This window comes from Pseudomonas sp. Z003-0.4C(8344-21) (assembly GCF_900104975.1).
In the GTDB taxonomy this organism is placed as follows: domain Bacteria; phylum Pseudomonadota; class Gammaproteobacteria; order Pseudomonadales; family Pseudomonadaceae; genus Aquipseudomonas; species Aquipseudomonas granadensis.
Genome location: NZ_LT629756.1, coordinates 5,716,141 through 5,729,880 on the forward strand (window position 1 = coordinate 5,716,141; position 13,740 = coordinate 5,729,880).

The window sequence follows — 13,740 nt, forward strand, 5'->3', positions numbered from 1 at the left end:
AAGGCAGGGTTAACAAAAGCACTAGTGGTGGAAAGACTGCCTGAAATCTTCGCAAGTTCCTATGACTTGTGTCAAAAATTGTATACAACTTTCAGGCTATGACACTCATGGACACAATCTAACGGCCAATTCAGGCGGCTGCACCTATGATCGGCCCATCAACCGAGACGGAGTACGATCATGTTTATCAACGGTCTGTTACGCAGCTTGCTCGCCGCCTACGCCTGTGGCGCCAGCGGCACGTTTGAATCGCCTGAGCGCGAAGTTTAGCCCTTGGTTCGAGGCGTGCCAGCCATTACCCTGTGACGGATCGACTCAGGAGTAAGGCATGTCTCTGAAATCCGTTTGTGTGTTTTGCGGTGCCAATGCGGGCGCTGATCCGGCTTACAGCGAAGCCGCCGTGGCCCTCGGCCAGGCGCTGGCCGAACGGCAGCTGACGCTGGTTTACGGTGGCGGTGCCGTGGGTTTGATGGGCATTGTTGCCGATGCAGCGCTGGCTGCTGGCGGTGAAGTGATCGGGATCATTCCGCAAAGCCTGATGGACAAGGAAATCGGTCACAAAGGCCTGACGCGTCTGGAAGTGGTCGATGGCATGCATGCGCGCAAGGCCCGAATGGCCGAACTCAGCGATGCATTCATCGCTTTGCCCGGCGGCCTCGGCACGCTTGAAGAGCTGTTCGAAGTCTGGACCTGGGGCCAGCTCGGCTACCATCCCAAGCCGCTTGGCCTGCTGGAAGTGAACGCTTTCTACAGCAAACTCACCGATTTTCTCGACCATATCGTCGGCGAAGGCTTCGTTCGCGCGCCACACCGTGACATGCTGCAAGTGAGCGAATCGCCGCAAACCCTGCTCGACGCCCTTGATCAATGGCGGCCGACCGTCACGCCCAAGTGGGTTGACCAAAAACCCGGTTAACCCTCGGGCACCGATACAGGGCAGAATATGCGCCGCTCAACCTCACCTTCGACCTAGAGGATCGCCCATGGCCAAACCCAATTACTCCTTCGCCAAACGTCAACGAGACCTGGCAAAGGAACAGAAGAAAGAGGAAAAGCTTCAGCGCAAGAAACAAACCGCTGAAGAAGCGGCACTGAACCCTGACGGTGAAGTGGCGACGCAAGATGATGTTGATGCACCCGATGCACCGAAAGACCAGGCGCCCGACGCCTGAGCCCCACCGGGTTTGATCAGTGCATCGAACCCAGCGGATTTGTGACAGGGCTGGCGGTTATGCTGCCGGCCCTCACAGCCCCCTTCGCGCAACCCCCCGATTCCCTTGTAGGAGTGAGCCTGCTCGCGATGGCGGTGTGTCAGTCATGATATTCATCGCTGACACACCGCCATCGCGAGCAGGCTCACTCCTACAGTTTGATCTGCGTTAGTCCAACGGCATCACCGTGACACTCACTTCCGGGTCATGATTGCCCCCCCCAGAATCACCCCGCGCAGCGGTGAGACATCCGAGAAATCCCGCCCCCACGCCAACGTGATGTGCTCCAGCGCCGGTTGCACATTGTTGGTCGGATCGAAATCCACCCAGCCCAGCACCGGGCAGAACACCGACACCCAGGCATGCGAAGCATCGGCGCCGATCAGCCGCGGCTGTCCCGGTGGCGGTTGAGTCAGCAAATAACCGCTGACGTAGCGCGCCGCCAGCCCTCGCGAGCGCACACACGCGAGCATCAAATGCGCAAAGTCCTGACAGACCCCGCGCCGGCGCTCCAGCACCTCCACCAGCGGCGTCGCCACCTGGGTCGCCTCGGCATCGAAGGTGAATTCGCTGAAGATTTTTTCCATCAAGTCCTGCACGCCCAACAGCAACGGCCGGCCCGGCGGAAAACAGCTCTGTGAAAACTCGACGAAGCTGCGTTTCAAATGTACGTAAGGCGACTGGAACCGATAACGGCACGCTTCGAGCACATCGGCGGGCAACGGCTGGCTGCTGTAGGTCAGCTCGTCGCGGGTCCGTTCCCAGGCAGGCGACTGGTTGAAATCCAGCGCTGGTCGCACCAGCACCTCGACGGTCAGCCGGGCGCCGACCTGCAGTTGGTCATGCGGACGCTCGAATGCCAGGCGGGTCAGCGGATTGCCGAATACATCCCGTTCATCGCGGCGCGACGTAGGCTGCGGACTGATCAGCAGTTGCTGTTCAGTGCAGCGCTGCCAGGCGCATTCACGCGGCCACAGATGCGCCAGTTGTTGCGCCAGCGAAACCGGGCTGTCGTAGTGATAACAGGTGTCATGGAAGATCTGGTAGCGAGCACTCATCAGACGGACACCGTGCGCTGGCTGACATCATCGACATGGGCGAAATGCCGCAGCGCCAGGCGATCGGAGACCTGCCCGCTGGCCTCAGCGATGTCCTGCAGCAGATCGGCCAGCCCCTCAAGCGCCGCGCGCACGCTGGACTCACCGAATAACGGATTTTCCAGGCAGCCCAGATCGAACCGCGCCAGACGCTCGACCAGTTCCGCCAGGCCGGCCTCCCGTGGCGCGCCGAAATCATCGTTCAAGCGTTTCAGCGTGCGTGTGACCAGTTTCAACTGGAACAACACCGCGTGCGGGTTTTGCTCATCGAGCAGCAGCAAGTCGAGTACCGGGATCAACTGCGCTACGGCCAGATAGCGTGAGCGATAAGTGATGCTGCTGTTGCCCAGTTCCAGCAGCCATTCCAGCCCGGCCTGATCAAAAGCCCCGGCGCCGCGCAAAAATGCGGCGAGGCTGCTGCTGAGAAACTGCAGACGCTCGATGCGCCGGCCGATCATCAAAAACCGCCAGCCCTCATCGCGGGTCATGTCATCCAGGGCGAAACCGGACAGCGCCGCCAGCGACATCACCAGACGGTTGAGGAAATCCAGCAATTCGGCAAAGTCCGGCGCATCGGTCTCCAACTCCATCGCTTCGCGCTGCAATTCGACCAGCGCTTGCCAGTTCTCCCGCGAAAGCTTGCCGCGCACCTGCGACGCCGCCCACTGCAAGCGTTGCAGATTGGAACGCAGGCTGAATGACCAGTCGTCGCCGAGCAAGGCTGCGAGCAGGCGTTCCGGCAGTTCGCCTTCGTCGGGCAGCAGCGACAGCCGCTCGCCAAGGTCAACGGCGGCCTGCAGCGCTTGCGGGTCATCGCCATCGACATGGCGGGCGAGCATGATCCGCAACAGACGCGCGCTGTCATCGCAGCGCTCGCAGTAGCGACCAAACCAGAACAGATTCTCTACCACCCGTGACGGCAGGTACGGATCACGCCGCACCAGATCGTGAACGCCGAGGTTGCGCTGGCTCTTCCACTGTTCGCCACTCGGCGGCCGATCACCAAGCACCCAGGTGTCCTTGCTCGCCCCGCCACGCTGCATCGACACCACCTCGGCATCGGCTTCGGCGGCGACCCGGGTCAAACCGCCGGGCAGCACCCGATAGTCATCAGCGCTGGCCACCGCGTACATGCGCATGCCGATGGCACGCGGCTGCAACTGGCCTTCGTCGGCTTGCCAGACGGGCGCCTGGGACAGCTGCGCCAATTCCTGCGCAACATAGGCATACGGTCGGGCCTGCATGCGCGTGGCCAGTTCCTGACGTTGCGCTTCAGTCAAATCGCGACCGAACACCGGGGCAAAACTTTGTGAGGGAAACGCCGGTTTGATCAGCAGCTCCGGGAGTTTTTCCAGCGCCTGCGCGAGCACCGGCGCTTCGCCGCACCACCACGTGGCAATTGACGGCAATATCAGTTCTTCACCAAACAGGTATTGATTGATCTTGGGTAGAAACCCCAATAATCCCGGCGACTCCAGCACCCCGCTGCCCAACGCATTGGCCACCAGTACACGGCCCTGCCGCACTGCCTCGAGCAGACCGGGCACGCCAAGCGCCGAATCCGTACGCAGCTCCAGCGGATCGCAGAAATCATCATCGAGCCGGCGCATGATCGCGTGCACCCGGCGCAGGCCGCTCAGGGTTTTCAGGTAGACCGTGGCATCGCGCACCGTCAGATCGCCGCCCTCGACCAGGGGATAGCCGAGCTGGCGCGCCAGGTACAAATGCTCGAAATAGCTTTCGTTGAAGCGCCCCGGTGTGAGCAGCACCACTAACGGCGCGTCATCGTCACACGGCGCCTGCCGCGCGAGGGTCTCCTGCAAGGTGCGGAAAAACCCGGCCAGATGCTGCACCTTGAGATCGCGGTACAACTCAGGGAATGCGCGCGAGACGATGGTGCGGTTTTCCAGCGCATACCCCGCGCCGGACGGCGCTTGGGTGCGATCAGCCGTCACCCACCAGCGCCCGTCCGGAGTTCGCGCCAGGTCCACCGCGTACAAGTGCAAAAAGGTCTGTTCCGGGGTTGCGACGTGCTGGCACGGCCAGAGGAAGTTGTTGTGGCCGAATACCAGCTCCGCAGGCAGCAGCCCTTCGCTGATCAACCGCTGCGGGCCGTACAGGTCGGCCAGTACCGCGTTGAGCAGCCGGGCGCGTTGGGCGATGCCGGCGGACAATTGCCTCCATTCATCCGCCGCAATCACATGTGGCAGCAGATCCAGTTCCCACGGCCGATCCGCGCCTTTTGGGTCGGCATAGACGTTATAGGTCACGCCGTTTTCCTGAATCTGCCGCGCGAGCAGTGCCTGGCGCTGAATCAACTGTGCCGGGGTGCTGCGCTGCAACTGATCGAACAGCCGCTGCCAATGCGCGCGCACCGCTCCACTGCCATCGAGCAGTTCGTGATAAGTGCCCGCATTCAGCGGGTAGCGGTCTAGCAGGTCAGGCATGGAAAGCTCGGCAGACAGCAAGGAACGGTCAGACTAACGCAGGCACATGACGCCCGGATAGACGAAAAATCTACTCGTCGCCCACGACATGGAAACGTCGCAAATCGAGGGTCATCGGCAGCTCGTCAGTGATTTCGACTGGGGGTGCCGGAAGTTTCCCCGGCGTGTGTCCGACGCGGAAAAACCGTGCCATGCGCCGGCTCTCCGCTTCGTTGGCGTTGACCGGCAACGTCTGGTAATTGCGCCCACCCGGATGAGCAACGTGATACTGGCAACCGCCCAGCGAACGGCTCATCCAGGTGTCGAGCAGGTCGAACACCAGCGGTGCGTGCACCGGGATCGTCGGTTGCAGGCAGTTGGCCGGTTGCCAGGCGCGATAACGCACGCCAGCGACGAACTCACCGACGCGCCCAGTCGGGTGCAGCGGCACCGCAACGCCGTTGCAGGTCAGCAGATAGCGCTGCGGTGGCAGGCCTTTGAGCTTGACCTGCAAACGCTCCAGCGATGAATCGACATAGCGCACCGCGCCGCCCGCCGCGCCCTCCTCGCCCAGCACATGCCAGGGTTCCAGCGCCTGGCGCAGCTCGAGCTCGATGCCGTTGACTGCATAATCGCCGACCTTGGGGAAACGAAACTCCAGGTGCGCAGCGAACCATTCAGCGCGCAACGGATACCCGGCGTTGTTGAGTTCGACAACGACGTCGGCAAAGTCCTGCTCGATAAAGTGCGGCAACAGGAAACGGTCGTGCAATTCTGTGCCCCAGCGTGCCAGTTTCGGCGGTGCATAAGGCTCGCGCCAGAACCGCGCCACCAGCGCCCGCAGCAACAATTGCTGCGCCAGGCTCATGCGCGCGTGCGGCGGCATTTCAAAGGCGCGCAGTTCCAGCAGGCCGAGGCGCCCGGTGGCGCCGTCCGGCGAATACAGTTTGTCGATGCAGAATTCGGCGCGATGGGTATTGCCGGTGACGTCGATGAGCAAATTGCGCAGCAGACGATCGACCAGCCATGGCGCGCAGGCTTCGCCCGGTGCGGGCATCTGCGCGAAGGCGATTTCCAGCTCGTACAGCGCATCGTTGCGCGCCTCGTCGACCCGCGGCGCCTGAGAGGTCGGGCCGATGAACAAACCGGAAAACAGATACGACAACGATGGATGGTTGTGCCAGTAACTGATCAAGCTGCGCAGCAGGTCCGGGCGACGCAGGAACGGCGAGTCCGCCGGCGTCGCGCCACCGAGCACGAAATGGTTACCGCCACCGGTGCCGGTGTGGCGACCATCGATCATGAATTTCTCGGTGGTCAGCCGGGTTTGCCGCGCCTGCTCGTAAAGGAATTCGGTGCGTTCGACCAACTCGCTCCACGTCGCCGAGGGCTGCACGTTGACTTCGATCACGCCGGGGTCAGGGGTGATACGGAAGTTGCTCAGGCGCGGATCGCTCGGCGGCTCATAGCCCTCGAGCAGCACCGGGCAATGCAGCTCTTCGGCAGTGGCCTCAATGGCCGCGACCAGTTCAAGATAATCCTCGACCCGCTCCAGCGGCGGCATGAACAGGTACAAACGCCCTTCACGCGCCTCGGCGCAGAATGCGGTGCGGGTCAGCCAGTCGGCGGATTCGTCGATGCCCGGCGCGCGCTCGTCAGTGCTCGCTGGCTCGCCGGGCTGGCTGAGCTGCGCGGCGTCTGGCAATTCGGGGAAGTCCTGATTCGGATCCTGCGGATGAATGAACGGATACTCCGCCGCCTTCACCCACGGCTGCGAAGCAAGCGGCAGACGGTAGCCGAGCGGCGAGTCCCCCGGTACCAGACGGCAATGTTCCTCGCGCAGATACCAGCGCCCGCTCTGCCATTGATCGCCCTTGGCAGTACGCGCCAGCGGCAGCACCTGGCCAATCACCTTGTTCAAGCCCTGACTGAAGACTTTGCGCAGGCGTGCGCGTTCCAGCGGCTCCTCCAGACGTGAATCTTCGGCGCTGACGTTGCTCGGCAACGCACCCTCGCGCCACAGGTAATAGAAATTGTCCTCGTAGGCCGGAAAGACAAAGCGCGGCGGCAGTTTCAGCCGTTCGGCGACGCTCGCCAGAAAGCGCCCGGCCAGTTCTCCGTCGGCGCCGTAGTCTTGCTGTTCATCGGCGATCAGCGCGGTGTTGTGCCAGATCGGCACGCCGTCGCGGCGCCAATAGCAGTTGAGCGACCAACGCGGCAATTGCTCGCCGGGGTACCACTTGCCCTGACCGAAATGCACCAGACCCTGCGGCGCGTAGTGGGTGCGCATGCGGGCGAACAGTTCGGCGGAGAGCCGGCGTTTGGCCGGCCCCAGCGCGGCAGTGTTCCACTCGGCACCGTCCGGGTCGTCGATCGAGACGAAGGTCGGTTCGCCGCCCATGGTCAGGCGCACGTCACCCTCAAGCAAGTCGGCATCGATCTGCCGGCCCAGCGCCTCGATCGCCCGCCATTGCTCGTCGGTATAAGGCTTGGTGACCCGCGGCGCTTCCCAGATGCGCTCGACCGACATTTCATGGCTGAACTCACATTCACACGGCTCCACCAGGCCACTGATCGGTGCCGCCGAAGACGGATCGGGACTGCAAGCCAACGGGATGTGCCCTTCACCGGCAAACAAGCCTGACGTTGCATCCAGGCCGATCCAGCCGGCACCGGGCAAATACACCTCGCACCAGGCATGCAGGTCGGTGAAATCCACCTCGGTGCCGGACGGGCCGTCGAGGCTTTTCACGTCGGAGGTGAGCTGGATCAGGTAACCGGAAACGAACCGCGCCGCCAGCCCGAGGTTGCGCAGCAATTGCACCAGCAGCCATGCCGAGTCGCGGCAGGAACCGGAGGCATGTTCGAGCGTGTGCTCGGGGGTCTGCACGCCCGGCTCCATGCGGATCAGGTAACCGATGTCCTCACTCAGGCGCTGGTTGAGCGCGACGAGAAAGTCCACCGCCGGTAATGGCGTGCGGTCGATGGCGTCCAGATACGCTTTGAATTTCGGCGTCAATGGCAGGGTTTCGAGGTATGGCGCCAGCTCCTTGCGCTCGTCGGCGGCATAGGCGAACGGGATTTTTTCGGCGTAAGGCTCGAGGAAAAAGTCGAACGGATTGAACACCGCCATCTCGGCGAGCAGGTCGACTTCGATGCGCAGCTCACGGGTTTTCTCGGGGAATACCAGACGCGCGAGGTAATTGCCCTGGGGGTCTTGCTGCCAGTTGATGAAATGCTGCTCGGGCGAGACTTTCAGCGCATACGACAAAATCCGCGTGCGGCTGTGGGCAGCCGGGCGCAGACGCACGATCTGCGGGCCGAGTTCGACAGCGCGGTCGTAGCGGTAATGCGTGACGTGATGCAATGCGACATGAATCGACACGGCGTGCCTCCTGCGAGCCTGGGCGTATTGGAAAGCGCGCAAGACTTATGCCATGCACAGGCTTGCGCACTTTCGCGGAATGCTCAGGGCAGTACAGCACCAAAATCGGGCGAGGGTAGGAAATGGTTTGGGGAGTTTGCACGTAAATGTTGCTAAAAGCCCCCCCTCACCCTAGCCCTCTCCCAGAGGGAGAGGGGACTGACCGAGTTGATTATGCGAGCTACACCGACCTGTAACTTCGAGTCGCACTTCGATTCTGAAAAGCACAGCGATCGGCTCCCTTCCCCCTCGCCCCCATGGGGGAGAGGGCTGGGGTGAGGGGGATGGATCTAGCGGCCTACATAAATCCAACGGCAGGAACGCAAAACGCCAACCCGAAGGTTGGCGTTTTCTTTTAGCGCGGTACGACCGGTTTGCGCGTCGGCTTCGGCCCTTTGCCTTTTGCCGCGTCCTTGCGCTCCTTGGCGGCCTGCTGGTTGCGGGCGAATGCCGCGGCCTTGGCCTGTTCACGCTTGTCCCAAGGGTTGCCACCATCACTGGCACGCGGCGGCAGGCCGTTGTGCTGGGTGAGGATTTTGGTGGTCTTCTCTTTGCTTTCCTTCGCCACTTTGTGGCTGCCGGCCGGTGTCGAGTTCTTGCGACGCGCGCTCTGATAGCTGTCGGTGGCCGGCTGATGGGCCGGGATCAGTTGATCCTTCCCCGGGCCGATCAGATCGCCACGGCCCATGCGAATCAGCGCTTCACGCAGCATCGGCCAGCCTTTCGGGTCGTGATAACGCAGGAACGCCTTGTGCAGACGACGCTGGTCCTCGCTCTTGACGATGGTCACGCCGTCACTCTTGTAGGTGACCTTGCGCAGCGGGTTCTTGCCCGAGTGGTACATCGCGGTGGCGGTGGCCATCGGCGACGGGTAGAACGCCTGGACCTGGTCGGCGCGGAAGCCATTGCCCTTGAGCCACAGCGCGAGGTTCATCATGTCTTCGTCGGTGGTGCCTGGGTGAGCGGCGATGAAGTACGGGATCAGGTACTGCTCTTTGCCCGCTTCCTTGGTGTACTTCTCGAACATGCGCTTGAACTTGTCGTAGCTGCCGATGCCCGGTTTCATCATCTGGTTGAGCGGACCTTCCTCGGTATGCTCCGGGGCGATCTTCAGGTAGCCGCCGACGTGGTGGGTCACCAGTTCCTTGACGTATTCCGGCGACTCGACCGCGAGGTCGTAACGCAGGCCGGAAGCAATCAGGATCTTCTTCACACCCGGCAAGGCGCGGGCGCTGCGGTACAGCTGAATCAGCGACGAGTGGTCAGTGTTCAGGTTCGGGCAAATGCCTGGGAACACGCACGACGGCTTGCGGCACGCGGATTCGATTTCCGGGCTCTTGCAGGCGATGCGGTACATGTTCGCGGTCGGCCCGCCGAGGTCGGAAATGACCCCGGTGAAGCCCGGAACCTTGTCGCGGATCTCTTCGATTTCGCGAATGATCGACTCTTCGGAACGGTTCTGGATGATCCGGCCTTCGTGCTCGGTGATCGAGCAGAAGGTGCAGCCGCCAAAGCAGCCGCGCATGATGTTCACCGAGAAACGGATCATGTCGTAGGCGGGGATTTTCTCCTTGCCGTACGCCGGGTGCGGAACACGCGCATAAGGCATGCCGAACACGTAGTCCATTTCTTCAGTGGTCATCGGAATCGGCGGCGGGTTGAACCAGACGTCGATCTCGCCGTGCTTCTGCACCAGCGCGCGGGCGTTGCCCGGGTTGGTTTCCAGGTGCAGCACGCGGTTGGCGTGGGCGTACAGAACCGGGTCGTTGCGGACCTTTTCCATCGACGGCAGACGGATCACGGTCTTGTCGCGGGTCATGCGCGGGCTGGCCAGGATCTGCACGACCTTGGCTTCCTGCGGGTCTTCAACCGGGCCTTTCTCTTGCTCGATGGCGCAAGCCTGAGTGTCCTGAGTGTTGACGTACGGGTTGATGATCTTGTCGACCTTGCCCGGACGGTCGATGCGCGTGGAATCGACTTCGTACCAGCCCTGCGGCGTGTCACGACGGATGAACGCCGTGCCGCGCACATCGGTGATGTCTTCGATCTTGTGGCCGTAGGACAGACGCTGGGCGACCTCAACGATGGCCCGCTCGGCGTTGCCGTACAGGAGGATGTCGGCGCTGGCGTCGATCAGGATCGAGTTGCGCACCCGGTCCTGCCAGTAATCGTAATGGGCGATGCGGCGCAGCGAAGCTTCGATGCCGCCGAGTACGATCGGCACGTGCTTGTAGGCTTCCTTGCAGCGCTGGCTATAGACCAGACTCGCGCGGTCCGGACGTTTGCCGGCCATGCCGCCGGGCGTGTAAGCGTCGTCGGAACGGATTTTCTTGTCCGCGGTGTAGCGGTTGATCATCGAATCCATGTTGCCCGCTGCGACGCCGAAGAACAGGTTCGGCTCGCCAAGCTTCATGAAGTCGTCTTTGGACTGCCAGTTCGGCTGGGCAATGATCCCGACGCGGAAGCCTTGCGACTCCAGCAGCCGGCCAATGATCGCCATGCCGAACGACGGGTGATCGACGTAGGCATCCCCGGTCACGATGATGATGTCGCACGAATCCCAGCCAAGCTGATCCATCTCCTCCCTGCTCATCGGCAGGAATGGCGCTGGTCCGAAACATTCGGCCCAATATTTTGGATAGTCAAATAACGGCTTGGCTGCTTGCATGTCGACGACCGGTGTTGAAGTGAAAAATCGCGGGCGCGGAATATAGCACAAATTTTGACCAATTCCGACGACGGCGGTCGGTTTCTCTCGCGAACTGCGTCATGCGTCAGTAAAGCATTTTTCGACCCGCCGTTTGCACCTGACGCACCTTGCAGCGCAAGACGCTGCCTGCATGACCGCGTCCACTGGCAGGAAGCCAAACGACAACCCTCCCCGACCTCTGCCGGGGATTAATGATCAAGGATGGAAAACATGCCTGCAAAACCGCCCATTCGCGGCACCGTATCGGTCGATGTCCACACACGCCCGGATTCATCACCACGGGGGCCGGCGCTACACCCCGACGGCACGCTGCGATTCACTCCAGGCGCAGAAAGCCAACCGGGCAGATCCGTGGCCGACGGTGACCTCGACGCAATCCGCCCGGTTCCTGCACTCGCCATCAAGGTACAGCCCGCGCCCCTCGTGACTGAAAGCCCGACACCCACGACGCAGCCGATCGAGTATTACCGCCTGGCCACTTCTGACGCGCTGCCAGCAGCAGACGCATCGGGCTTGCGCACACACAAAGGCCGCCGCTATGCCGACCTGAGCGACGGCGGCATCGTGCTGGTCGGGCGGGATGCTGACAGCGGTTTGCTGCGCGCGGCGCTTGCCAGCGAGCGGATCGCTTCCGGCCCGGTCATGCTGCGCGATGCCGACAGCGGGCTTTGGCATGCGGCCGATGACGGCGAAGCGATCAGCGTGCCGCTGACCGAAACCAGCCTGCGCGACTGGCGCACGGAGCTCGATTTCAGCACAGGCCAACCGGACAGCGACGGCTTGTTCAGCCACGACGGCAAACGCTTCGTGGTCATCCATAACCATGCTTATCAGGCGCTGCTCGATACGCAGGCGTCGACGCCTGCGCAAAAAGTCTGGCGTATCGTCAAGGCCACGGACCCAGTGGCCACGGACAGCGAAAACGTTTACCACGCCAGTCGCAGCGGCGCATCCCGTGCCATCACGCGCAATGCGCAAAACGCCTGGGTGCTGGTTTCCCCAGGGCTGACCGGAGGCATGCGCCGCCGCGAGATGGCTCAGGCCAACCGCGAGATATTGTTGCAACGCTATGCACCGTTCGCCGCCGCGCACCAGGAACTGGTCGACTCCGTGACACGTTACGACAGCCTCTGGAACGAGGTACATGCGCAAGCGGAAGACAACGACGGGAGAACAGCAGCGTTGATTGCCGTTGAAGTCCATTTGCTCAAGCACATCAAAAAGCAGACTGAGTTCATCCAGTCCCTTGTCGATAACAAGGACTGGCTGATTCATGTGAAAGCTGGCGGGGTCTACAAGCAAGAACTGCACACGTTCCGCCTGGACCGCGTGCGGTATTTGAATCGGCTCATGGCCGTGATGGACTTTCGCATCGCTCCACTGTTCGCGAAGATGAGTACAGAAAACTGTAAAAAAATGATCACGCACCTGAACAAGAAACTGAAGCTGATCGAAGACCGCCAGGGCGTTATGGAACAGGTCAGGAAAGCCTCACCCGGCGCGGAGCCCACACTGATCGAACTCAGCCAGGAAGTGCCCTCGGCCGAGCGTATCAACTTCAACAAACTGACGCTGTACGTGCACCTGTTTGCCGACGCGCCAGACCATTCGCCCAATGCCACCATGCCTTCGCTCGCGTCCATTGACTTGATCACCGGCGAGTTGAAGAACATCCCGGAACGCTCGCACCCGCTGGCGTTGATGCTGACGCTTGATCAGATCAGAAGCGACAAAAGCCTTTTCGCTGCACAGTTGCCTATAGAGGGCGCCAAAGCAGAGTACGCCCGGGAAATCATCGCCTTGGTCGAACCGATCGAAACGCGCATCGAAACCCGGCTGAACGACCTCTTTGCCACGTTCGATCGCAATACAGAACTGCCGAGCCTGGATCAGAACATCGACCTCGGTTTCCTGCCGCCCCGGCCAAGCGACAGCGTGACAGCCGCGCCGCCAGTGACCCGCAAGGTCTTTCGCACTCGCCGCCACGGCACCTCAAGAATTCTGATTGGCGACACCGAAGCCGCCGCAGACGGCAGCATCGTCATCAAGGTCGCCAACCCGCTGCAACCCGATGGCCCGGCCGAACGCTATGAGCAGCGCCACGGTGAGTGGCTGCCGGTTCGCCCACCGCTGTCCAGTACACCAAAACCGCAGTTGATTGCCGAGGCCAACCGTCTGTTGGTCGATGTCGAAAAACACAGCGCCGATGCCAGAGCCAGAGAAGTACAAAAAGACAACCCGACAGAGATTCTTGAAGGTCTGGAAAAAGCCGTCGACTCGCTAAGGGAACAGGCAAGACGCCTGGAGAACCTCGAAAATGCACAGCAGGATACTGAAGTCCAAGGCCTGATCGAGCGCTTGCAAAGCGCCGCCGATACCTTGTCCGCGCAAGGCCATGGTGTGCTGGTGCGCATGTACAAGAACAAAGACGTGCTGGACATCATGCGCCTGAACTGGCTGATCGATCACGCCGAACTCAAAGCACTGAAAACGGTGGACCGCAAACAGCTGGGCAAAGGCCGAGACAAATCCTTTCTCGACGTCTACTCGATCAGGGACCGCGCTGACGATGCGCCACTATGGGAAGCACATTTTCACTATGAAAAACACATCAGCGAGCCGCTGAGTTTCACCATCAAGGGCAGCCACCTGAAAACCCTGGAACAGAGCAAGCGCGGCAGCGAGTCGCAACGCCGCGACGAGCAGGCCGGGCTGCCCCACGTGGCCATCTGGCGCCAGACCTTCGATGGCAGGACCGCGAAAAGGATTTTCGCCCTCGCCAGTGAAGCAGCCGCAGCAAACCTGCTGATTCAATCAAACCGGCAATGACGCCAAACCGACCCGCCACTGCCCGTTTGCGGCAGTGGCTGGC

At 61.7% G+C, this 13,740-nt stretch carries 6 protein-coding genes and 1 pseudogene; 3 read left to right on the top strand and 4 right to left on the bottom strand.

The features are described 5' to 3' along the window. The first annotated feature begins 328 nt into the window (after nt 1–328). Nucleotides 329–916: a TIGR00730 family Rossman fold protein gene (locus BLU24_RS25790; RefSeq protein ID WP_090280816.1), complete on the top strand. Its 588-nt coding sequence runs from the start codon at nt 329–331 to the stop codon at nt 914–916. Between the two features lie 67 nt (nt 917–983). Then, nucleotides 984–1,172 (top strand): hypothetical protein, encoded by a 189-nt coding sequence (locus BLU24_RS25795; RefSeq protein ID WP_090280813.1) that lies wholly within the window; start codon nt 984–986, stop codon nt 1,170–1,172. 207 nt (nt 1,173–1,379) lie between these two features. Here the strand turns inward: BLU24_RS25795 and BLU24_RS25800 are convergent. The 4 genes and pseudogenes from BLU24_RS25800 to BLU24_RS25815 form a co-directional block, all read right to left on the bottom strand. Further along, nucleotides 1,380–2,269: pseudogene (locus BLU24_RS25800) on the bottom strand (transglutaminase family protein). Further along, complete coding sequence (locus tag BLU24_RS25805) at nt 2,269–4,755, bottom strand: circularly permuted type 2 ATP-grasp protein (RefSeq protein WP_093105341.1); 2,487 nt, start codon at nt 4,753–4,755, stop codon at nt 2,269–2,271. The pseudogene BLU24_RS25800 and the gene BLU24_RS25805 overlap by 1 nt, the downstream one beginning before the upstream one ends. Nucleotides 4,756–4,825: 70 nt before the next feature. Further along, nucleotides 4,826–8,119, bottom strand: coding sequence for a transglutaminase family protein (locus BLU24_RS25810; RefSeq protein ID WP_093105344.1), 3,294 nt, complete (start codon nt 8,117–8,119; stop codon nt 4,826–4,828). Nucleotides 8,120–8,513: 394 nt separating this feature from the next. Then, nucleotides 8,514–10,826, bottom strand: coding sequence for a YgiQ family radical SAM protein (locus BLU24_RS25815; protein WP_090288402.1), 2,313 nt, complete (start codon nt 10,824–10,826; stop codon nt 8,514–8,516). A gap of 252 nt (nt 10,827–11,078) precedes the next feature. Between BLU24_RS25815 and BLU24_RS25820 the strand changes: the two genes are divergently transcribed. Further along, nucleotides 11,079–13,697, top strand: a complete 2,619-nt coding sequence (locus tag BLU24_RS25820; protein WP_172833300.1) for a hypothetical protein — start codon at nt 11,079–11,081, stop codon at nt 13,695–13,697. Nucleotides 13,698–13,740 lie beyond the last annotated feature (43 nt).

Bases quoted from the DNA above. Each gene is read 5' to 3' on its own strand.
- BLU24_RS25790 (WP_090280816.1), top strand. From the start codon at position 329: ATGTCTCTGAAATCCGTTTGTGTGTTTTGCGGTGCCAATGCGGGCGCT.
- BLU24_RS25795 (WP_090280813.1), top strand. From the start codon at position 984: ATGGCCAAACCCAATTACTCCTTCGCCAAACGTCAACGAGACCTGGCA.
- BLU24_RS25805 (WP_093105341.1), bottom strand. From the start codon at position 4,755: ATGCCTGACCTGCTAGACCGCTACCCGCTGAATGCGGGCACTTATCAC.
- BLU24_RS25815 (WP_090288402.1), bottom strand. From the start codon at position 10,826: ATGCAAGCAGCCAAGCCGTTATTTGACTATCCAAAATATTGGGCCGAA.
- BLU24_RS25820 (WP_172833300.1), top strand. From the start codon at position 11,079: ATGCCTGCAAAACCGCCCATTCGCGGCACCGTATCGGTCGATGTCCAC.